Origin of the sequence: Enterobacter sp. DC1, from assembly GCF_000568075.1 — a bacterium.
GTDB classification, from domain to species: Bacteria; Pseudomonadota; Gammaproteobacteria; order Enterobacterales; family Enterobacteriaceae; genus Enterobacter; species Enterobacter asburiae.
The window spans coordinates 73,601-95,220 of record NZ_AZUA01000011.1 but is presented as its reverse complement, the minus strand read 5'-3'; the positions used below and the strand labels follow the sequence as shown (position 1 = coordinate 95,220).

General features: G+C 57.7%; 15 protein-coding genes. 6 read left to right on the top strand and 9 right to left on the bottom strand.

Going from position 1 to position 21,620, the window contains the following annotated elements; all coding sequences use genetic code 11:
* Nucleotide 1: 1 nt before the first annotated feature.
* On the bottom strand, nucleotides 2–1,006 hold the full coding sequence (gene argC, locus P346_RS00900; RefSeq protein ID WP_032662767.1) for an N-acetyl-gamma-glutamyl-phosphate reductase: 1,005 nt from the start codon (nucleotides 1,004–1,006) through the stop codon (nucleotides 2–4).
* A gap of 88 nt (nucleotides 1,007–1,094) precedes the next feature.
* Here argC and argE point away from each other — a divergent pair, with 88 nt between their 5' ends.
* The 3 genes from argE (at nucleotide 1,095) to P346_RS00915 (ending at nucleotide 6,113) form a co-directional block, all read left to right on the top strand.
* Nucleotides 1,095–2,246 (top strand): acetylornithine deacetylase, encoded by a 1,152-nt coding sequence (gene argE / locus P346_RS00905; RefSeq protein WP_008501790.1) that lies wholly within the window; start codon nucleotides 1,095–1,097, stop codon nucleotides 2,244–2,246.
* A gap of 271 nt (nucleotides 2,247–2,517) precedes the next feature.
* A complete protein-coding gene (ppc, locus tag P346_RS00910) occupies nucleotides 2,518–5,169 on the top strand; it encodes a phosphoenolpyruvate carboxylase (protein ID WP_023309665.1) in 2,652 nt (883 codons plus the stop codon).
* A gap of 95 nt (nucleotides 5,170–5,264) precedes the next feature.
* The gene (locus P346_RS00915; RefSeq protein WP_032662761.1) at nucleotides 5,265–6,113 is read left to right on the top strand and encodes a helix-turn-helix transcriptional regulator; all 849 of its coding nucleotides are present in this window, start codon (nucleotides 5,265–5,267) and stop codon (nucleotides 6,111–6,113) included.
* Here P346_RS00915 and P346_RS00920 read toward each other — a convergent pair.
* The 5 genes from P346_RS00920 to P346_RS00940 are packed head-to-tail and all read right to left on the bottom strand — an operon-like array spanning nucleotide 6,100 to nucleotide 11,060.
* Nucleotides 6,100–6,456, bottom strand: coding sequence for a PTS fructose-like transporter subunit IIB (locus P346_RS00920; RefSeq protein WP_032662759.1), 357 nt, complete (start codon nucleotides 6,454–6,456; stop codon nucleotides 6,100–6,102). The two genes, P346_RS00915 and P346_RS00920, sit on opposite strands and share 14 nt — an antisense overlap.
* Before the next feature lie 2 nt (nucleotides 6,457–6,458).
* Nucleotides 6,459–7,334 (bottom strand): [formate-C-acetyltransferase]-activating enzyme, encoded by an 876-nt coding sequence (locus P346_RS00925; RefSeq protein WP_032662757.1) that lies wholly within the window; start codon nucleotides 7,332–7,334, stop codon nucleotides 6,459–6,461.
* Entirely contained in the window at nucleotides 7,300–9,594 is a 2,295-nt protein-coding gene (locus P346_RS00930; protein WP_032662755.1) for a formate C-acetyltransferase, read from the bottom strand. Before P346_RS00930 ends, P346_RS00925 begins: the two co-directional genes overlap by 35 nt.
* Before the next feature lie 51 nt (nucleotides 9,595–9,645).
* Nucleotides 9,646–9,966, bottom strand: coding sequence for a PTS fructose-like transporter subunit IIB (locus tag P346_RS00935; RefSeq protein ID WP_024909180.1), 321 nt, complete (start codon nucleotides 9,964–9,966; stop codon nucleotides 9,646–9,648).
* A gap of 14 nt (nucleotides 9,967–9,980) precedes the next feature.
* A complete protein-coding gene (locus P346_RS00940) occupies nucleotides 9,981–11,060 on the bottom strand; it encodes a PTS fructose transporter subunit EIIC (RefSeq protein ID WP_032662753.1) in 1,080 nt (359 codons plus the stop codon).
* Between the two features lie 305 nt (nucleotides 11,061–11,365).
* Here P346_RS00940 and ptsP point away from each other — a divergent pair, with 305 nt between their 5' ends.
* The 3 genes from ptsP to gldA are packed head-to-tail and all read left to right on the top strand — an operon-like array spanning nucleotide 11,366 to nucleotide 15,660.
* Complete coding sequence (gene ptsP, locus P346_RS00945; protein ID WP_032662751.1) at nucleotides 11,366–13,867, top strand: phosphoenolpyruvate--protein phosphotransferase; 2,502 nt, start codon at nucleotides 11,366–11,368, stop codon at nucleotides 13,865–13,867.
* 14 nt (nucleotides 13,868–13,881) lie between these two features.
* A complete protein-coding gene (gene fsa / locus P346_RS00950) occupies nucleotides 13,882–14,544 on the top strand; it encodes a fructose-6-phosphate aldolase (RefSeq protein ID WP_032662749.1) in 663 nt (220 codons plus the stop codon).
* A gap of 12 nt (nucleotides 14,545–14,556) precedes the next feature.
* Entirely contained in the window at nucleotides 14,557–15,660 is a 1,104-nt protein-coding gene (gldA, locus tag P346_RS00955) for a bifunctional L-1,2-propanediol dehydrogenase/glycerol dehydrogenase (protein ID WP_032662748.1), read from the top strand.
* Between the two features lie 83 nt (nucleotides 15,661–15,743).
* Here gldA and katG read toward each other — a convergent pair whose 3' ends face one another.
* From katG to P346_RS00970, 3 genes are all read right to left on the bottom strand, one after another.
* Nucleotides 15,744–17,924 carry a catalase/peroxidase HPI gene (katG, locus tag P346_RS00960; protein WP_032662745.1) on the bottom strand — a complete coding sequence of 727 codons (2,181 nt, stop codon included), beginning with the start codon at nucleotides 17,922–17,924 and terminating at the stop codon, nucleotides 15,744–15,746.
* A 148-nt stretch (nucleotides 17,925–18,072) separates the two neighbouring features.
* Nucleotides 18,073–18,960, bottom strand: a complete 888-nt coding sequence (gene metF, locus P346_RS00965; RefSeq protein ID WP_023309676.1) for a methylenetetrahydrofolate reductase — start codon at nucleotides 18,958–18,960, stop codon at nucleotides 18,073–18,075.
* A 226-nt stretch (nucleotides 18,961–19,186) separates the two neighbouring features.
* Nucleotides 19,187–21,619 (bottom strand): bifunctional aspartate kinase/homoserine dehydrogenase II, encoded by a 2,433-nt coding sequence (locus P346_RS00970; protein ID WP_032662744.1) that lies wholly within the window; start codon nucleotides 21,617–21,619, stop codon nucleotides 19,187–19,189.
* Nucleotide 21,620: the final 1 nt, after the last annotated feature.

Below are 21,620 nucleotides of genomic sequence, written 5' to 3'. Positions count from 1 at the left end.
CTTAAATAAGAGCCTGCGTTTCCGGGAAACCGAAACGAATATTTGCACACTGCATTGCCTGTGCGGCAGCGCCTTTGAGTAAGTTATCTTCTGCGGCGACAACGATGAGATGCTCGCCCTGCACGGCAAAGCCGATGTCGCAGAACGGCAGGCCGACCACGTTTTTCAGCGCCGGCACGCCTTTATCGTACAGGCGCACCAGCGGTTTATCCGCATACGCCTGGGTGAAGGCCTCGTTCACCTGCTCTTTGGTCACGCCGGGCTTCAGGCGGCAGGTAATGGTTTCGAGGATCCCGCGCGGGAAGCTGCCAAGGTGCGGGGTGAAAATGACGTCCGCGCCCAGATGCGTCGTGATTTCAGGGTGATGACGGTGATTAAACACGCCATACGGCTGAAGGCTCACTTCGCAGAAGCTGTTGGAAATAGCGGCCTTGCGTCCTGCACCGCTCACGCCGCTGGTGGCGTTGATCACCGGCCACTGGCTCAGATCCAGCAGGCCCGCGTCGATCAGCGGCTTCAGGGAAAGCTGTGCCGCCGTCGGGTAGCAGCCCGGCACGGCAATCAGGTCCGCTTCTTTCAGTTTATCTGCGCTCCACTCCGCCAGTCCGTACACCGCTTTTTCCAGCAGATCCGGATGCTGATGGGTGAAACCGTAATATTTTTCGTAAAACGCACCGTCGTTCACGCGGAACGCGCCGGAAAGGTCGAAGACCACGCAGCCGGCCGCCAGGAACTGCGGCGCCAGGTCGTGGCTGACCTCGTGCGCGGTGGCTAAAAACACCACGTCGACGCCGTCGGTAAACTCGCTGATGTCAGACATGGGCTGCAGCGGCAGATCAACAAGACCCTTAAGCTGCGGATGCAAATCGGAAATTAACTTTCCTGCATCATTGCTTTGCGCTGACACGGTCAAAGCGGTTATGGTCATATGTGGATGGCGATTCACGTAGCTTACAAGCTCTGCGCCCGCATAACCGCTAGCGCCTACAATCAGCGTATTCAACATCGGGTTCCTTTATGCTCAACGTTAATGTATTTTTATTCACATTTATTGCATGAATATTGATACTATCACGACCTAAGGTGTGTCAACAATGAAAATGAACTTACCGCCATTTATCGAGATCTACCGCGCCCTGATTGCCACTCCGTCCATCAGCGCAACGGAAGAAGCGCTGGATCAGAGCAATGAGTCTTTAATCAATCTGCTGGCGGGTTGGTTTAGCGATCTTGGGTTTAACGTTGAGGTTCAGCCCGTTCCCGGAACACGCCACAAATTTAACCTGCTCGCCAGCACCGGAACAGGTGCGGGCGGCCTGCTGCTGGCCGGTCATACCGACACCGTGCCGTTTGACGATGGTCGCTGGACGCGCGATCCGTTCACCCTGACCGAGCACGACAACAAGCTCTATGGCCTGGGCACCGCCGACATGAAAGGCTTCTTCGCCTTTATCCTCGACGCGCTGCGTGACGTGGACGTGACGAAGCTGAAAAAACCGCTCTACATTCTGGCGACCGCCGACGAAGAAACCAGCATGGCGGGCGCGCGCTACTTCTCTGAAAACACGTCGATTCGCCCGGACTGCGCGATCATCGGCGAGCCGACGTCTCTGCAGCCGATCCGCGCGCACAAAGGCCATATCTCTACGGCCGTGCGCGTGCTGGGTCAGTCCGGCCACTCCAGCGACCCGGCGCGCGGCGTGAACGCCATCGAGCTGATGCATGACGCCATCGGCCGCATCATGACCCTGCGCGACGATCTGAAAGAACGCTATCACTATGAGGCGTTCACCGTGCCGTATCCGACGCTGAACCTCGGCAGCCTGCACGGCGGCGATGCATCGAACCGCATCTGCGCATGCTGCGAACTGCATATGGACATCCGCCCGCTGCCGGGCATGACCCTCAGCGATCTCGACGGCCTGCTGAATGAAGCGCTGGCTCCGGTGAGCGAGCGCTGGCCGGGCCGCCTGACGGTCTCCGAACTGCATCCGCCGATCCCGGGTTACGAATGCCCGCCGGATCATCAGCTGGTTGAAGTGGTGGAAAAGCTGCTCGGTGAGAAAACTGACGTGGTGAACTACTGCACCGAAGCGCCGTTTATTCAGACGCTTTGCCCTACGCTGGTCCTGGGCCCCGGCTCCATCAACCAGGCGCACCAGCCGGATGAATATCTGGAAACCCGCTTCATCAAGCCAACCCGCGAACTGATTACCCAGGTTGTGCATCACTTCTGCTGGCATTAAAACCGCACCGAAGAGTCCCCTCTCCCTGTGGGAGAGGGTTAGGGTGAGGGCAACAAACAGCATGATCTCCGTCACATTCCCATAAGCATCTCTTATCTGACGCAATGCGAATTAAATTTCGTAAATTGCCCACATTTATTCGTTTGCTGAACCGTTTTCGCAGCAATTGACGACGGGGGTTTTACGTGGCTTTATAAAGGGAGATGACAAAATAATGTCCAGAAAATTTTCGCCTGGGCATAAACAAAAATGATGGGGTGACTGGGTTTTTATGAACGAACAATATTCCGCGTTGCGTAGTAATGTCAGTATGCTCGGCAAAGTGCTTGGAGATACCATCAAAGACGCGTTGGGGGAGAACATCCTCGACCGCGTTGAAACCATCCGCAAGCTGTCTAAATCTTCCCGTGCCGGTAACGAGGCCAGTCGTCAGGAGCTGCTCACCACCTTGCAGAACCTCTCTAACGATGAGCTGCTGCCCGTTGCACGCGCATTCAGCCAGTTCCTGAACCTGGCTAACACCGCTGAGCAATACCACAGCATTTCGCCAAACGGCGAAGCGGCAAGCAACCCGGAAGTCATTGCCCGCACCCTGCGTAAACTGAAAGACCAGCCAGACCTCAACGAAGCCACCATTAAAAAAGCGGTGGAATCGCTTTCGCTGGAACTGGTGCTGACCGCACACCCAACCGAAATTACCCGTCGCACCCTGATCCACAAAATGGTGGAAGTGAACAACTGTCTGAAGCAGTTGGATAATAAAGACATTGCCGACTACGAACGCAACCAGCTGATGCGCCGTCTGCGCCAGCTGATTGCCCAGTCCTGGCACACCGATGAAATTCGTAAGCATCGTCCAAGCCCGGTCGACGAAGCCAAATGGGGCTTTGCGGTGGTGGAAAACAGCCTCTGGGAAGGTGTGCCTAACTACCTGCGCGAGCTGAACGAACAGCTGGAAGAGAACCTCGGCTACCGCCTGCCGGTCGACTTCGTTCCGGTCCGCTTCACCTCCTGGATGGGTGGCGACCGCGACGGCAACCCGAACGTGACCGCGGAAATCACCCGTCACGTCCTGCTGCTGAGCCGCTGGAAAGCGACCGACCTGTTCCTGAAAGACATTCAGGTACTGATCTCCGAGCTGTCGATGGTTGAAGCGACGCCGGAACTGCGCGCGCTGGCCGGAGAAGAAGGCGCCAGCGAGCCGTACCGTTTCCTGATGAAGAAACTGCGTGGTCAGCTGATGGCCACTCAGGCCTGGCTGGAAGCGCGTCTGAAAGGTCAGCGCCTGCCAAAACCGGAAGGTCTGCTCAGCCAGAACGAACAGCTCTGGGAGCCGCTCTACGCCTGCTATAAATCACTGCAGGCCTGCGGGATGGGCATCATCGCTAACGGCGAACTGCTCGACACCCTGCGCCGCGTGAAGTGTTTCGGCGTGCCGCTGGTGCGTATCGACGTACGTCAGGAAAGTACCCGTCACACCGAAGCCCTGGGCGAGCTGACCCGCTATCTCGGCATCGGTGACTATGAAAGCTGGTCCGAAGCCGACAAACAGGCCTTCCTGATCCGCGAGCTGAACTCGAAGCGCCCTCTGCTGCCGCGCAACTGGGAGCCAAGCAACGAAACCCGCGAAGTGCTCAACACCTGTAAAGCGATCGTTGATGCGCCGAAAGGATCGGTGGCCGCCTATGTGATCTCCATGGCGAAGACCCCGTCCGACGTGCTGGGCGTTCACCTTCTGCTGAAAGAGGCGGGTATCGACTACGCTCTGCCGGTTGCCCCGCTGTTTGAGACCCTCGACGACCTGAACAATGCCAACGACGTCATGACCCAGCTGCTGAATATCGACTGGTACCGCGGCTTTATTCAGGGCAAACAGATGGTGATGATTGGCTATTCCGACTCCGCTAAAGATGCGGGCGTGATGGCAGCATCCTGGGCGCAGTATCAGGCGCAGGACGCACTGATCAAAACCTGCGAGAAAGCCGGTATTGAACTGACCCTGTTCCACGGACGCGGTGGTTCAATTGGCCGTGGCGGCGCACCGGCACACGCAGCGCTGCTGTCGCAGCCGCCGGGAAGCCTTAAAGGCGGCCTGCGCGTCACCGAGCAGGGCGAGATGATCCGCTTCAAGTACGGCCTGCCGGAAGTGACCATCAGCAGCCTGTCGCTCTACACCAGCGCTATCCTGGAAGCAAACCTGCTGCCGCCGCCGGAGCCGAAAGCATCCTGGTGCCATATCATGGACGAGCTGTCCGATATCTCCTGCGATCTGTACCGCGGCTACGTGCGTGAAAACAAAGATTTCGTTCCTTACTTCCGCTCGGCCACGCCTGAGCAGGAGCTGGGTAAACTGCCGCTGGGCTCACGTCCTGCGAAGCGTCGCCCGACCGGTGGCGTAGAGTCTCTGCGCGCGATCCCGTGGATTTTCGCCTGGACGCAGAACCGTTTGATGCTGCCCGCCTGGCTGGGCGCCGGTGCCGCGCTGCAAAAAGTGGTGGAAGACGGTAAACAGAACGAACTGGAAACCATGTGCCGCGACTGGCCGTTCTTCTCTACCCGTCTGGGCATGCTGGAGATGGTCTTCTCGAAAGCCGACCTGTGGCTGGCGGAATACTACGACCAGCGTCTGGTGAAACCAGAGCTGTGGGCGCTGGGTAAAGAGCTGCGCGAACTGCTGGAAGGCGACATCAAAGTGGTGCTGGACATCGCCAACGACTCACATCTGATGGCGGACCTGCCGTGGATTGCCGAGTCTATTCAGCTGCGTAACATCTACACCGACCCGCTGAACGTCCTGCAGGCAGAGCTGCTGCACCGTTCGCGTCTGGCGGAAGAAGAAGGTAAAGAGCCGGATCCGCGCGTTGAACAGGCGCTGATGGTGACGATTGCAGGCGTTGCTGCGGGTATGCGTAACACCGGCTAATGCTTTACGCCCGGCGGCGCTGCGCTTGCACGGGCCTACGATAAGTAGGCCGGGTAAGCGTTAGCGCCACCCGGTAATACCCTGGTAGCCACACCATGCACCACGACATCACCCATATCCTGACTGACCTGATCAACGGCACAACGCCGCTGCGTCAGGTGCATTTTGCAAACCCAGCGCTCTCCGCCCCCGAACTTGCCTTGCAGGTCGATTTTCCGCGTCTGGAGATTGTGATCGAAGGTTCGATGAAAGACCAGGCTGGCTGCGTTTTACAGCAGGGTGATGTTTTATACGTCCCGGCTGGCGGCTGGAATAATCCACAATGGCAAGCCCCCGCAACAACGCTGAGCATCCTGTTTGGTAAACAGCAGCTTGGGTTTAGCCTTTTACGCTGGGATGGTGTAGACGTCCGTAACCTGGCGAAGCAGCACGTCGCCCGCCGCGGTCCGCGCATTGGATCGCTACTCTTACAGACGCTCCATGAAATCCAGATGCAACCGCACGAGCAGCAAACCGCGCGGCTGATTATCGCCAGCCTGCTTAGCCACTGCGTGGACCTGCTGGGGAGCCAGATCCAAACCGCCTCCCGCAGTCAGGCTCTGTTTGAAGCGATTCGGGTCTATATTGACGAACACTACGCCACTCCGCTTACCCGGGAATCCGTCGCGCAGGCGTTTTATATCTCCCCAAACTACCTGTCGCATCTGTTCCAGAAAACGGGCGCAGTGGGTTTTAATGAATACCTGACGCATACCCGGCTGGAACACGCGCGCCAGCTGTTGAAAGGGTATGATTTAAAAGTGAAAGAGGTGGCGCATGCCTGCGGATTTGTCGACAGCAACTATTTCTGTCGGTTATTTCGCAAGAACACGGAGCGTTCGCCGTCAGAATATCGTCGCCAATATCACAGCCAGCTCACCGGGAAGGCCGCTAGTCCAGAATGACCTGAGTATGCTGCGGAGCGGATAGCATTTTACGCACCGCGCCCATCACCTTTTGTGGGTCACGTAAAAAGGCGTTAATACCGCACTTCACGTAGCGCGTATGCTCGAAACGTTCACTGCCCGCCAGTTCGATATCAGTAATGAGCAATACGACATCGGCACGCTGAATGTCCTCTTCCGTAAGCTCACTCTCAACGCCCAGCGCTCCCTGCGTCTCGATGTTAACGCTCCACTTCTCCTGCTGGCAGAGCTTTTCCAGCCGTTCGGCAGCCATATAGGTATGTGCGACGCCACTGACGCACGCGGTCACCGCCACCAGATGACGTCCCGCTATCACTGTCATGTTCAGCCTCCCAGGGTAACATTGAAACCTTCGCGCTCTGCCAGTTGACGCATCGCTGACACCTCATCTTCTGTCGGCGGGATCGCTTGCCGCATTCCCCACACCTGTCCCAGCAGACGGTATTTTGGCTCCCCATACTGATGGAAGGGCAATAAATGCAGCTGCCGTATTCCTGAAGGTAACAGGAAAGCCAGCACGCGCGCCATGTTCGTTTCGTTAAGCGTATAGCCAGGAATAAGCGGGACGCGGGGAATCACGTCTATCCCGTCAGCCACCAGCTGACGGAAATTATCCAGCACTCTGGGAAGATTCATTGCCACAATTGATTGGGCCAGCGCCGTGTCCATGATCTTCAAATCAAACAGCACTTCATCACACTGGCGGGCCAGCGGCATTAATCGGGACAACGGCGCATCGCCTGCCGTTTCGATGGCCGTATGCACGCCGAAACGACGCAGCCTCTGTAGAAGCTGTGTCGCAAAAGGCGCCTGCAGCAACACTTCCCCGCCAGAAAGCGTCACCCCGCCTCCCGAGGACCGAAAGAAGACATCGTCTTTCATTACCTCGTTTTCCAGCTCATCCAGGGTCACATCGCGCCCGATGTGCTCGAACGCGCCGGAGGGACACTCCTCAGCGTCCCGCAGGCAGGGAGCACAGTGCAGACATTTACTCTCCCGACGCACCGTCTCGATTTTCGGCGAAATCGACTCCGGATTCGCGCACCACGGACAGCGGTGAGGGCAGCCTTTAAAAAAAACTACCGTGCGGATGCCGCGTCCGTCATTTAATGAGTAGCGCTGGATGTTGAAAATACGCGCCACGTCGACGCGCGTTTCAACCACGTCACAGCTGATGCGCTGTGCGGCGGATAATGTCATCCTGGATCTCCTTCGATAACTCAACAAAGAAGGCGCTGTACCCGGCAACGCGTACCACCAGCCCGGCAAAATCCTGCGGACGCTGTTGCGCTTCACGTAACGTGTCCGCATTCACCACGTTGAACTGAATATGCTGTAATTTAAGCTGCGTGAAGGCACGAAGGAAATCCGCCAGCTTTTGCAGCCCGGCATCGCCTTCCAGCGTCGCAGGGGTGAATTTAACGTTTAGCAGCGTGCCGTTAGATAACAGATAGTTATCCAGCTTGCTCACCGATTTCAGTACCGCCGTCGGACCCTGCATATCTTGCCCCAGCATCGGGGAGAGCCCACCGTCTGCCAGTTGCTCACCCGCAAAGCGCCCATCGGGCGTTGCCCCCACCACCGCCCCCAGCGGTACGTGTGCCGATACGGTATAAGAACCGGGCGTGAACTGCCCGCCGCGCGGGTTCCGGTATTTTTCGACCTCTTTACAGTAGTGGCGCAGCAGTTCAGCGCTGATGTTGTCGACATCATCGATATCATTGCCGTATTTTTCGAAGCGATTGATCAACCGGGCGCGGATTTTTTTGCCCTCAGGCGTGGCAAAGTTAGCGTTTAACACGGCTAACAGCTCGTCAAAACTTAAGCGCTGCTGTTCAAACACCAGCCCTTTCAGGGCATGAAGCGAGTCGCTCAAATTCGCTATCCCGATCCCCTGCACGCCGGAAAAGTTATAGCGTGCGCCACCGTCGGTAATGTCTTTTCCCGCATCCAGACAATCGCTGATAAAAGAAGAGAGCAACGGCACCGGAGCCCAGTCACGATGGCCGATATCGCAGATATTGCTCCCCTCGACCATCAGCGCAATGTAGTGATTAATTTTGGCGCGAATATGCTCCAGCAAGCCTTCATAACTCAGCCCTGCGTTGCCTTCATTCTCCTGCATCGCGATTTCCATCACCTTCAATAGGTTAAACATCGCGATATCGTGCAGACCGTAGGTTTTACCCGGAATCGACAGTTCTACACAGCCAACCACCGCGTAGTCGCGCGCATCTTCCAGCGACACACCCCGATTGAGGAAGGCAGGCACCACCACTTCATCATTGAAAATCTGCGGGATACCGGTGCCCAGGCGAATCGTCTCCGCCGTTTTCAGCAGGAAAGGCCGGTCGATAAGTTCGTTAACCCGCACGCCGAGATTCGGTTGAGGAAGCTGAACGCTCTGGTAAGCATCCAGACACAGGAAGGAAAGCACGTTCACCGCGCTACGCCCGCTCTCCGTCAGGCCGCCCAATAGTGCGGTATACCCGGTCGGGAATCCGGCAAAATAGCGGGCGCTGCTGGTCGAGCGTAAAAGCACCACGTCATTGCACTTCACCCACAGTGATTCCAGAATCTCTTTCAGGAAAGCGGGCGCTTCGCCCTGCGAGAGCGAGGCCTGATAAAAGGGCAGCATGTACTGGTCAAAGCGCCCGATGGAGAGCGAGCTGGCGTTGGATTCATACTGCAAAATGACGTTCATGTACCAGAAGAGCTGACACGCCTGCCAGAACGTTTGTGGCTTATGCTGCGCGTTATGGCGCGAGATTTCTGCAATCTTCCGTAATTCTTCACGCCGCGCTGCGTCACTGCTTTCAGCCAACTCTTCAGCCAGTGATGTATAGCGCAGTATATGGCGCTGGGAGGCTTCCAGCAGAATCAGCGCGGCGGCATAGAACGTGTTCTGCGCATCGCGGGCGCAGTGTTCGCGCAATTCCTCCACCAGCGCACCCAGGCCGTTATTGAGCAGGCGCGGATAATCAATAATAATATGCCCCTGCCCTTTGTCCGTCTGGTTGACGCTGAAAATTTGCGTCCCCACAGCGGCTTTCACCTCATCCGTCATCTGGCTGTTGATGAAATCCTTCATCGACCGTTTTTCCCAGTAGGGATACAGCACGTCACGGTAGATCTGCTTATCCTCATCGCTGATTTCAAAGCGGTCCTGCGGACGCGTAGCAAACTGGTCCAGCTCCTTAAGCAGCCAGTACGGATCCATCTCAGGAGACATGATGCCTGCACGCGGTTTAACGGTCCGGTTTCCGGCAATCAGTTCCTCATCACGAATCGCGATGTTCACATGGTCAAGAATGTACGCCGTGGCTTTTGCACGCCTGAGAATTACCGGCTCGCCTTCCGTCTGCTGATGGCTGGCGGTATAGAGCAAAGCACGCTCAAGCGAGATTTCACGTGGGCTGGCAAAAAGTGCGTCTTTCAAACGCTGGGTACGGTTCGTCATGAGGGAACTCCTGTAACGGAAAACGAGCCCGCCCCGAAGGGCGGGAGAGCGTCAGGCGGTTTGCGCCAGGTGGGCATCAATTTTGTTCATGATGGCGTCGGCGCGTTTTACCGCGTCGCTGATGTTGACGCGCACGATGGTTTTCCCGGTAAAACGTTCTTCAAACTTGATGCCGATATCTTTGGTCAGGATCACCATATCCGCTGCGGCGATATCCTCAGCATTCAGCTCGTTCTCAAGACCAATCGACCCCTGCGTTTCAACCTTCACTTCCCAGCCTTTGGCTTTAGCGGCGCTTTCCAGCGCTTCGGCCGCCATGTAGGTATGGGCAACGCCTGACGGGCATGCTGTTACTGCGATAATTCGGGCCATGCTCTCTTCCTCACTCAGTTAATTTCGAAATCCAGATCCAGGTCGTCCTCTTTTTCCTCGACCTGTTTTGCATTCTTACGGGCAATACTCTTCAGCACGTTGACGCTAATGGCCGTCACCACAGCCCCTACGGCGACCGCCGCGATGTAGCCCAGTTTGCCTTCCACCACAGGGAGAACGATAAGCCCGCCCCATCCGGCATAACATTGCGCACCCATCACGGCAGCCGTTACTGCGCCACACGCCGAGCCCAGCATGATGGAGGGAATGACGCGCAGAGGGTCGGCAGCGGCGAACGGAATGGCTCCTTCGGTGACCCCTACGCAGCCCATCACTAATGCAGCCTTACCCGCTTCACGCTCTTCACCGGTAAAATTCTTGCGATTAATCAGCGTCGCCAGGCCTAGTCCCAGCGGTGGAACGCAGATGCCAACCGCCGCAATCGCCACCACGGTGTAGACGCCCTGAGCAACGCAGATCAGCATGAAGGCATAGGCGACTTTATTAATCGGGCCGCCCATGTCGAAGGCCAGCATCAACCCCATGATGACGGCCAACACGACGATGCTGCCCTGCTGCATCCCTTGCAGCCACTGGGTTAAGCCCGTCGTCAACGCACCAACAGGTTCGCCCAGACCCCACATCATGATGCCCGCGGTAACAAAGGTGCCGATGATAGGGATGATGAAGATAGGCATGACGGAGCGCAGGACTTTCGGGACCGGCAGTTTTTTCAGATACCAGACCACAATCCCGCCGAGGATCCCGGCAATAATGGCGCCGAAGAACCCCGCACCGAAGCTGTTACCGACCCACGCGGCAATAGCGCAGGGAGCAAGCGCTGCACGTTCGGCAATGGAGTAGCCAATATAGGCGGCCAGGAAAGGCACCATCAGCGTTAACCCCGCCACACCGATATCGAATAGCTTTTTGAGGTTGGGATCGGTTGCGGCATCCGGTACCGCGCCCTTGCCGTACAGCATGACCGAAACCGCCAGCAAAATACCGCCCGCGACCACGAACGGGATCATGTGCGACACCCCGGTCATCAGATGCTGCCGCGTGTTCTTGAGAATATGCACCAACTCTTTCATATGTCGCTCCTGGCCTAAAACCATAAAGATGTTGTGGCAAACAATAGGCAATCAGGAAGACGGCGGACAGGAGACAAAAAGGCCATTTACTGGATTTTTGTAATGTCGAAATAAAAATGCGATCCGCCTCGACATTTCGGATAGACGGTACACATAAGACAAACCACCACAACCTGTGAGTCAAATCTCACTTTTCGCGTGATATTACATTTGTCCAGCTTTTGGCAGAATTGTCACATGGCGCGCGCCATCAACACGCTCGTATGCTGTTCCCCAATGAATGATGATTGGTTTCAGGAGTGTGTATGGCTCTGGTAGTGGAATTTACCTGTGAATTGCCCAACGGGGTTCACGCGCGTCCGGCAAGTCATGTGGAGACGCTGTGCAATACGTTTATCTCGCAAATCGAGTGGCATAACTTGCGCACAGGCCGCAAAGGGAATGCCAAGAGCGCATTGGCACTTATTGGCACCGACACGCTGGCAGGCGACGCCTGTCGTCTGGTGATCCACGGTGAAGATGAGCAAAGCGCATATCAACAGCTGGAACAATGGCTCCGGGAAGAGTTTCCCCACTGCGACGCGCCGCTTGCGGAAGCCCCCAATACCGAGCTTGATCCGCTGCCAGAATCCCTCGCGCGCCTTAACCCAACGCTCTTCCGCGCCCTGCCCGTTTGCAGCGGTAGCGCCCGGGGCGTGTTAACCTTGCTGACCTCGCTGGATCTCAATGCACTGACGGATTTGCCCGATGCAAAAAGCCCAGAAGAGGAACAGTCCGCGCTGGACAGCGGCCTCACCCTGCTGGTGAAAAACATTGAGCTGCGCGCGCTGGACAGCGACAGCACCGCCAGCGCCATTCTTGAGGCACATCGATCGCTGGCGACGGATACCTCTTTGCGCCAGCATCTGCTTGCGGGCGTGAGCCAGGGGCTAAGCTGCGCGCAGGCGACAATCGCCACAGCCAACCATTTCTGCGATACGTTCTCTCGTTCCAGCAGCAGCTATCTGCAGGAACGCGTGCTGGATGTGCGCGATGTTTGCTATCAGCTGCTGCAGCAAATCTACGGTGAACAGCGCTTCCCCGCGCCGGGCCAGCTGACGCAGCCGACCGTTTGTCTTGCAGATGATCTTACGCCCGGCCAGTTCCTGGAACTCGATAAAACCTTGCTTAAGGGGCTGCTGTTAAAAAGCGGCGGAACAACCTCGCACACCGTCATTCTTGCACGTTCCTTTAATATTCCGACGCTGGTGGGCGTCGACAGTGAAAGCCTGCTGCAGTGGCGTAATAAACCCGTATTTATTGATGGCAATGCCGGAGCGGTCGTGGTCAACGCCAGCGATGCGGTGGCGCGCTACTACCGCCAGGAAGCACGAGTACAACAGGCACTACGCGAGCAGCAGCGCATCTGGCTCGATCGGGAAGCCAGAACCGCCGATGACCTGCGCATTGAGATTGCCGCAAACATCGCCCACGCGGTGGAAGCGCAGGCAGCATTCGGGAACGGTGCCGAGGGCGTTGGCCTGTTTCGCACCGAAATGCTGTATATGGACCGTACCAGCGCGCCCGGTGAAAACGAGCTGTACAACATTTTCTGTCAGGCGCTGGAAAGTGCAAACGGGCGCAGCATTATCGTGCGCACCATGGATATTGGCGGCGATAAGCCGGTGGAATACCTGAATATCCCGGCGGAAAATAACCCGTTCCTCGGCTACCGCGCCGTACGTATTTACGAAGAGTATGCAGCCCTTTTCACCACCCAGCTTCGGGCGATCCTGCGCGCCTCTGCTCACGGCAGCCTGAAGATCATGATCCCGATGATCTCTTCTATGGAAGAGATCCTGTGGGTGAAAGAGAAGCTCGCCGAAGCGAAACAGCAGCTTCGCGCTGAACATATTCCGTTCGATGAAAAAATCCCGCTCGGCATCATGCTGGAAGTGCCTTCGGTGATGTTCATCATCGATCAGTGCTGTGAAGAGATTGATTTCTTTAGCATCGGCAGCAATGACCTGACGCAGTATCTGCTTGCCGTCGACCGCGACAACGCCAAAGTCACACGCCACTACAACAGCCTGAACCCGGCCTTCCTGAGGGCGCTGGATTATGCGGTACTGGCCGTCCATCGCCAGGGGAAATGGATTGGCCTGTGCGGAGAGCTGGGCGCAAAAGGTTCAGTGCTGCCGTTGCTGGTGGGTTTGGGCCTGGACGAGCTGAGCATGGGGTCGCCCGCTATTCCGGCAACCAAAGCGCGCCTGGCACAGCTTGATAGCCGCGCCTGCCGCCAGCTGCTGAACCAGGCCATGGCGTGTCGCACTTCGCTTGAAGTGGAACACCTGCTGGCGCAGTTCCGCATGAACCAGCAGGACACACCGCTGGTGACGCCACGCTGTATTTCGCTGGATAACGACTGGAACAGTAAAGAAGAGGTCATGAAAGGGATGACCGATAACCTGCTGCTCGCCGGACGTTGCCGCTACCCCCGCAAGCTGGAGGCCGACCTGTGGGCGCGAGAAGCCGTATTCTCTACCGGTCTTGGCTTCAGCTTCGCCATTCCGCACAGCAAGTCTGAGCATATTGAGCAATCCACCATCAGCGTTGCGCGCCTGAAATCCTCCGTCATGTGGGGAGATGAAGAAGCACAATTCATCATCATGCTGACGCTGAACAAACACGCCGCGGGCGATCAGCATATGCGTATTTTCTCCCGCCTGGCCCGCCGCATCATGCATGACGATTTCCGCAGCGCGCTGGTCAACGCCAGCTCAGAAGAGGCCATCGCCTCCCTGCTGCAACACGAATTAGAACTCTGAAACGAGGAAGAGTAATGGAACTGTATCTGGATACCGCCAACGTGGCGGAAGTTGAACGTCTGGCCCGCATCTTCCCTATTGCGGGTGTCACCACCAACCCGAGCATCATTGCCGCCAGCCGCGAATCCATCTGGGACGTGCTCCCGCGCCTGCAAAAAGCCATTGGACCGGAAGGCACGCTGTTTGCTCAAACCATGAGCCGCGACGCAGAAGGCATGGTGGCGGAGGCAAAACGTCTGAGTAACGCCGTCCCCGGCATCGTGGTGAAAATCCCGGTGACGGCTCAGGGGCTCATCGCGATTAAAGCATTGAAAAAAGAGGGGATAACCACGCTGGGGACCGCCGTTTACAGCGCGGCACAGGGTTTGCTTGCCGCGCTGGCAGGCGCGAAATATGTCGCGCCGTATGTGAACCGCGTTGACGCTCAGGGCGGTGATGGCATTCGCACGGTCCAGGAGCTGCAATCCCTGCTGGAACTGCACGCGCCGGAAAGCAAAATGCTGGCCGCCAGTTTCAAAACGCCGCGTCAGGCGCTGGACTGCCTGCTCGCCGGATGTGAAGCAATCACGCTTCCCTTAGACGTAGCGCAACAAATGCTCGGCACGCCAGCGGTAGAGTCAGCCATAGAGAAGTTCGAGCAGGACTGGAAAAACGCGTTTGGTAACCTCAACCTCTAAGGGAGAACTGTTATGGACCGTATCATTCAATCGCCGGGGAAATATATCCAGGGCGCTGATGTGCTTACCCGTCTCGGCGACTATCTGAAGCCTCTGGCCAATCGTTGGCTGGTTGTTGGCGATAAATTTGTGCTGGGTTTTGCCGAAGAGACCCTGCGTCAGAGTTTTAAAAAAGCCGAACTGCATGCCGAAATCGCGCCGTTTGGTGGCGAATGTTCACAAAATGAAATCGACAGACTGAAAAAGCTGGCCGACAGCGCCGACTGTATGGCGGTGCTGGGCATTGGCGGCGGTAAAACGCTGGATACCGCCAAAGCGCTGGCCCATTTTATGGATGTGCCGGTCGTTATTGCGCCAACCATCGCCTCCACCGATGCGCCGTGCAGCGCCCTTTCCGTCATTTACACCGACAGCGGTGAGTTCGATCGCTACCTGATGCTGCCGCACAACCCGAACATGGTTATCGTCGATACCAAAGTGGTAGCGGGCGCGCCGGCACGCCTGCTGGCCGCCGGGATTGGCGATGCGCTGGCAACCTGGTTTGAAGCACGCGCCTGCTCGCGCAGCGGCGCGACCACCATGGCGGGCGGCAAATGTACGCAGGCAGCACTCGCGCTGGCCGAGCTGTGCTACAACACGCTGGTTGAAGAGGGTGAAAAAGCGATGCTGGCGGCAGAACAGCATGTGGTTACACCGGCCTTGGAACGTATTATCGAAGCCAATACCTATCTCAGCGGCGTAGGCTTTGAAAGCGGCGGGCTGGCGGCGGCACACGCTATTCATAACGGAATGACGGCGGTACCGGACGCGCACCACTTCTATCACGGTGAAAAAGTAGCGTTTGGCACGCTGACGCAGCTGGTGCTGGAAAACGCGCCGGTAGAAGAAATAGAGACCGTCGCGGCGCTTTGTCACAGCGTTGGGTTGCCGATTACGCTGGCGCAGCTGAACATCAAAGAGGATATTCCGGCCAAAATGCGTTTGATCGCGGAAGCCTCGTGTGCCGAAGGGGAAACTATTCACAACATGCCCGGCGGCGTAACGCCGGATCAGGTGTATGCGGCGCTGCTGGTGGCTGACCAGTATGGGCAGCGGTTCCTGCAGGAGTGGGAGTAAATAGCGTGAATAAAAATCCCCGCATCAGCGGGGATTTTTTTGCCCGTAGGCAGGGTAAGCGTTAGCGCCACCCGGCACAAGGGTTACTGCAGGTCAAACCGGTCCAGATCCATCACCTTCGCCCAGGCGGCAACGAAGTCACGGACAAACTTCTCATGCGCGTCATCACTGGCATAAACTTCTGCCAGCGCGCGCAGGACGGCGTTAGAACCGAAGACCAGATCGGCGCGGGTGGCGGTATATTTCACTTCACCGCTGGCGCGGTCGCTTCCGGCGAACAGTTCGTTAGATTCGTCGGTCGCCTTCCACTGGGTGTTCATGTCCAGCAGGTTCACGAAGAAATCGTTGCTCAGCACGCCCTCGCGGTCGGTAAACACGCCATTCTTGCTGCCATCAAAGTTGGCACCCAGCACGCGCAGGCCACCGATCAGCACCGTCAGCTCAGGCGCGGTCAGCGTCAGCTGCTGGGCTTTGTCGATCAGCAGTGACTCAGTGGTGGACACATCCACCTGCGCACGATAGTTGCGGAAGCCGTCGGCAATCGGTTCGAGCAGGTTAAACATCTCGATATCCGTCTGATCCTGACGCGCATCCACGCGCCCCGGCGTGAACGGAACGTTGACGTAAACGCCTGCCGCTTTCGCCGCCTGCTCAACGCCCACGACGCCCGCCAGCACGATGATATCCGCCAGAGAGGCTTTATTAGTGGTGCGCTGGATAGCTTCCAGAGCCGGCAACGCGCGAATCGCCGCGGCGTTAACATCCCAGTCGCGCTGAGGGGCCAGCGCCAGACGCGCGCCGTTGGCGCCGCCGCGCTTGTCGCCGCCGCGGAAGGTCGACGCTGACGCCCAGGCAACCGAAACCAGTTCGCTCACGGAGAGGCCAGATGCAGCGATTTCCGCCTTCAGGCTTTCAATGTCTTCTTTCGACGGATTGAACACCGCCTGCGGCAGCGGGTCCTGCCAGATCAGATCTTCTTTCGGCACTTCCGGGCCAAGGTAACGCGATTTTGGCCCCATATCGCGGTGCGTCAGCTTGTACCACGCGCGCGCGAAGGCTTCGTTGAAGGCCTGCGGATCGTTCAGGAAGCGGCGGGAAATTTTCTCGAATTCCGGGTCAAAACGCAGCGTCAGGTCGGTGACCAGCATAGTAGGTTTGCGTTTTTTCGACGGGTCAAACGGATCGGGCATGATTTCCGGCGCATCCACGGCTTCAAACTGAATGGCTCCCGCCGGGCTGCGGGTCTGCACCCATTCGTATTTGAACAGGTTCTCGAAGAAGTAGTTGCTCCACTGGGTCGGGGTTTGTGACCAGATGACTTCCAGACCGGAGGTAATGGCATCTGCGCCAATTCCCGTGCCGTGGGTGCTGGCCCAGCCCAGGCCCTGCGCTTCAATCGGCGAGGCTTCCGGGTCGGTGCCGACGTGCGTGGCTTCACCCGCGCCGTGGGTTTTGCCGAGAGTGTGGCCGCCCGCGATCAGCGCAACGGTCTCTTCGTCGTTCATCCCCATGTTGCCGAAGGTCGCGCGAATGGCCGCCGCAGCAGACAGAGGTTCACCGCTGGCGTTTGGCCCTTCCGGGTTAACGTAGATCAGACCCATTTCGGTGGCGGCCAGAGGACGCTTCGCCAGCGCTTCCGGGTCACGGTGGGTCAGCCAGGCTTTTTCATCGCCCCAGTTCACGTCCAGGTCTGGTTCCCAGACGTCTTCACGCCCGGCACCAAAACCAAACGTACGGAAGCCGGAGTTCTCCAGCGCCACGTTACCCGCGAGGATAAACAGGTCGGCCCAGGAAATATTTTGTCCATATTTTTGCTTGATTGGCCACAGCAGACGGCGCGCCTTATCCAGGCTCACGTTATCCGGCCAGGAGTTCAGTGGCGCAAAGCGCTGTTGACCACGACCAGCGCCACCGCGTCCGTCAACGGAGCGATAGGTACCCGCGCCGTGCCAGGCCATACGGATAAACAGGCCCGCATAGCTGCCCCAGTCGGCAGGCCACCACGGTTGAGAGTCGGTTAAAAGGGCTTTGAGGTCGCCTTTAAGGGCGGAGTAATCAAGTTTGCTGAATTCTTTGCGGTAGTCGAAGTCTTCACCCAGCGGGTTCGAACGATTGGAATGTTGGTTAAGAAGATCGATGCGGAGTTGTTTTGGCCACCAGTCGCGGCTGCCTGTACCTGCCCCCGCGCTGTGATCGACGCCGCCCTGGTGGAACGGGCATTTGCCGACCGATGCCGCTTTATTGGTCTCGTCTGACGTGCTCATCGCTATGCTCCCTTTTACAGTGTTACCGTTACGATATACACCACTAGCAATAAGTTATAGTTGAATTAATCCACAGATTCGATAGCTAATACCTTTTAACTATTCGCGTGCCAAAAAAAGCCCTCGTAATATGAGGGCTTTGTGCTTATTACGCCGGACGAACACCCAGCGTATGGCAAATGGCGTAGCTCATCTCCGCGCGGTTCAGCGTATAGAAGTGGAAATCTTTCACCCCTTCACGGCTTAAAATTTTCACCATGTCCATCGCGATATTGGCCCCCACCAGCTTGCGGGTTTCCGGGTCATCGTCCAGCCCTTCGTACATTTTGGACATCCACAGCGGAATGCGGACATTGGTCATATCAGCGAACTTCTTCGCCTGTTTGAAGTTTGAGACCGGCAGAATGCCAGGAATAATTTCAACGTCGATGCCCGCGGAGACGCAGCGGTCACGGAAACGCAGGTAGCTTTCCACATCAAAGAAGAACTGGGTAATGGCGCGGTTCGCGCCGGCGTCCACTTTACGCTTGAGGTTCAGCAGATCGGCCTGGGCACTTTTCGCTTCCGGATGCACTTCAGGATAAGCGGCAACGGAGATATCAAAATCAGCCACGTCTTTCAGCAGTGCGACCAGATCGGCGGCATACATGTCCGGCTTACCGCTGCCCGGCGGCAGGTCACCGCGCAGTGCGACAATATGACGAATGCCGTTATTCCAGTAATCCTGGGCGATAGCCCGCAGCTCGTCGCGGGTGGCGTCGATGCAGGTGAGATGCGGCGCCGCTTCCAGACCGGTACGATCTTTGATGCCTTTAATGATGCTGTGCGTACGGTCACGCTCGCCGGAGTTAGCGCCGTAAGTCACGGAGACGAACTTCGGCTTCAGGCTGCTAAGACGATCGATAGAGCTCCACAGGGTTTGCTCCATTTCACTGGTGCGCGGCGGGAAAAATTCAAAAGAGACGTTAATCTGGCCGTTTACTTCGGCCAGGCTCTGATTCAGTGCTTCCCGCTGGTTGGCGTGAAAAAAGCTCATACCTTACCTCTATCAATCGCATGTCGTTGTCTGTTGTGTTGTGAACTTCTATACGTTTAGACGTCCAGATGTAAAAATGACGGAAAAGCGGAGGGACGTCAACATAAATAATCAACAATAACGGTGAGGTTTGCTCAGGGAATATGAGGGAAATTCAGGATGAGGGTGAGTGCGGTCTGATGCCCTCACCCTAACCCTCTCCCACATGGAGAGGGAAATTCAGGCTTTACAGCAGCTTAGCCAGACGGTTGATGTCGGACTGGATCGCCCCGGCGGTGACATCGCGCCCCGCCCCAGGGCCGCGGATCACCAGCGGGTTATCGCGGTACCAGCGGCTTTCGATGGCGAAGACGTTATCGCACGGCAGCAGCGCCGCCAGCGGATGTTCAGGACGCACCGCCTCGACGCCGACTCGCGCTTTTCCGTTGGCCTCGAAACGCGCCACGTAGCGCAGCACCAGCCCCATCTCGTTCGCCGCTTCCAGACGCTGTACCATCTGCTCGTTAAGCTCTTCACCATTTTCAAAGAAATGATCCACAGAACCTTCTTCACAGCCGGCAGGCACCAGCGATTCGACGCGTACGGCATCCGGTTCGATGTCGTAACCGGCTTCACGCGCCAGGATCACCAGCTTACGCATCACGTCTTTGCCGGAAAGGTCAACGCGCGGATCGGGCTCGGTTAAGCCCTGCTGCCACGCCTGATCCACCAGGTCGGTGAAGGGTACTGTGCCGTCGAACTGCAGGAACAGCCAGGAGAGCGTGCCGGAGAAGATACCGCTCAGCGCCAGAATGCTGTCGCCGCTTTCAATCAGGTCACGCACGGTGTGGTTAACCGGCAGGCCCGCGCCAACGGTGGCGTTGTAGAGCCAGTGTCGCCCCGTTTTTTCAAACGCGTCGTGGATCTGGCGGTATTTATCGGTGCTGCTCGCCCCCGCCAGCTTGTTCGCACTGATAACGTGGAAACCGTGGCTGGCGAAATCCAGATACTGATCCGCAAGCTGTTCGCTGGCGGTAACGTCCAGCACCACCAGATCGTCATACGGGTGCGCGCGCATCCACAGGAACAGCGACTCTTCATCCTGCTCTACGGCTTCATCATTAAAGAAGGCAAGCGCGCGGCTGGCGTCCAGCCCTTCGTAATTCAACAGGCTACGGCGGCTGTCCACCACGCCCGCGAGAATGAATTCAAATCCGGTACGCGCCGAGAGCGTGACCTGTTCGCGGGCGAACAGCTCCAGCCAGCGGGAACCAATGTTGCCTTTACCAAACAGCACCAGACCGATGCGCTTTTCCGCGCGGAACAGGGAGGTGTGCAGGCCCTGAATCAGGCTCTCGGTTGGGCCTTTGCGCAGGACGGCGACCAGGCTGATGCCCTCTTCCGACTGCCAGGTGAATTCCACCGGCTGGCCTTTCAGCTGCTGCCAGAAGCGGTGGCAGTGCAGCGGGTTACGGGTGACGCCCGCGCCCACCATCGCCACCAGCGCCAGCCCCTGACGCAGGCGAAGCTCGCCCGGCAGGCCCGCTTCATCCAGAATTTTCAGCGCGCTGTCCGCCACTTCAGCGGTATAGCAGAACTGCAGCAGCTGACGATCGTTATGCACGCCAACGGCCAGCGGACGCACCTGGGCGCGTTTCAGGATCGTGTCGATATCTTTATGCGCCAGCTTGAAGTCCTGGCCCGCAGGCACCTGGAACTCAATCAGGCAGATGTCGTCGTGGCTGGTGACAATACGCGCGCCCGTACCGGAGGCCAGTACGCGTTCAATGCGCGTGGAGCCTTGATCCGGGGTATAGCTGCAGCGCAGCTGGAGGTCGATATCGCTGCCGGAAACCGGCTGCAGCGTGCGTGCGTGCAGTACCGGCGCGGCCAGACGCGCCAGCTCGCTGGCTTCGTCGAGACGCAGCAGCGGCAGCAGGCAGGCGTCTTTCACTTTACGCGGATCCGCGCTGTACACACCGGCCACGTCGCTCCAGATGGTGACGCGGGACACGCCCGCCAGGGCACCAATCTGCGTTGCCGAGTAGTCGGAGCCGTTACGGCCCAGCAGCACGGTTTCGCCCGCGTTGCTGCGGCTGATAAAGCCGGTGACGACAATACGTTTGCCCGGGTGCTGCACCAGCAGCTGTTGCAGCAGCGGGTAGGACAACCCTTCATCCACCTGCGGCTGCGCGGCGCGTTCGGCGCGCAGGAAATCACGCGCGTCGAGCCAGGCCGCTTCCACGCCCAGGTGTTGCAGCACGGCGGCCATCAGGCGCGCGGACCACACTTCACCGTGGCCCACCACTTCGGCATACACCGCGTCGGTAATCCCGCTGTCCAGCAGGGCAGCCAGACGCTCAAGGTCATGCGTGAAGGCGCTGATCAGCCCGTCCGCCACGTCCGCAGGCAGCAGGCCGGCAATCAGCTCGCTCTGGTAGCGGCGTAAGGACTGTTGCACCTGATGCGCAGAAAGGCGATCGGTCTGGCTCAGTTTCAGCCAGCTAATCAACTGGTTGGTGGTGCTGCCCGCCGCCGAGACAACCATCATGTCACCCGGCTGTGAATATTCCGTCATGATGCCTGCAACGCGCAGGTAACATTTCACATCAGCAAGACTACTACCACCAAACTTGTGCAGTTGACGACCCTTCGCCCCTGCCTGCGCTATCACACTCATG

Coding starts and splice junctions, on each gene's coding strand:
- metF (WP_023309676.1), bottom strand. CDS start 18,960: ATGAGCTTTTTTCACGCCAACCAGCGGGAAGCACTGAATCAGAGCCTG.
- P346_RS00925 (WP_032662757.1), bottom strand. CDS start 7,334: ATGACATTATCCGCCGCACAGCGCATCAGCTGTGACGTGGTTGAAACG.
- P346_RS00935 (WP_024909180.1), bottom strand. CDS start 9,966: ATGGCCCGAATTATCGCAGTAACAGCATGCCCGTCAGGCGTTGCCCAT.
- P346_RS00930 (WP_032662755.1), bottom strand. CDS start 9,594: ATGACGAACCGTACCCAGCGTTTGAAAGACGCACTTTTTGCCAGCCCA.
- gldA (WP_032662748.1), top strand. CDS start 14,557: ATGGACCGTATCATTCAATCGCCGGGGAAATATATCCAGGGCGCTGAT.
- ptsP (WP_032662751.1), top strand. CDS start 11,366: ATGGCTCTGGTAGTGGAATTTACCTGTGAATTGCCCAACGGGGTTCAC.
- argC (WP_032662767.1), bottom strand. CDS start 1,006: ATGTTGAATACGCTGATTGTAGGCGCTAGCGGTTATGCGGGCGCAGAG.
- fsa (WP_032662749.1), top strand. CDS start 13,882: ATGGAACTGTATCTGGATACCGCCAACGTGGCGGAAGTTGAACGTCTG.
- ppc (WP_023309665.1), top strand. CDS start 2,518: ATGAACGAACAATATTCCGCGTTGCGTAGTAATGTCAGTATGCTCGGC.
- P346_RS00970 (WP_032662744.1), bottom strand. CDS start 21,619: ATGAGTGTGATAGCGCAGGCAGGGGCGAAGGGTCGTCAACTGCACAAG.
- P346_RS00915 (WP_032662761.1), top strand. CDS start 5,265: ATGCACCACGACATCACCCATATCCTGACTGACCTGATCAACGGCACA.
- P346_RS00940 (WP_032662753.1), bottom strand. CDS start 11,060: ATGAAAGAGTTGGTGCATATTCTCAAGAACACGCGGCAGCATCTGATG.
- katG (WP_032662745.1), bottom strand. CDS start 17,924: ATGAGCACGTCAGACGAGACCAATAAAGCGGCATCGGTCGGCAAATGC.
- P346_RS00920 (WP_032662759.1), bottom strand. CDS start 6,456: ATGACAGTGATAGCGGGACGTCATCTGGTGGCGGTGACCGCGTGCGTC.
- argE (WP_008501790.1), top strand. CDS start 1,095: ATGAAAATGAACTTACCGCCATTTATCGAGATCTACCGCGCCCTGATT.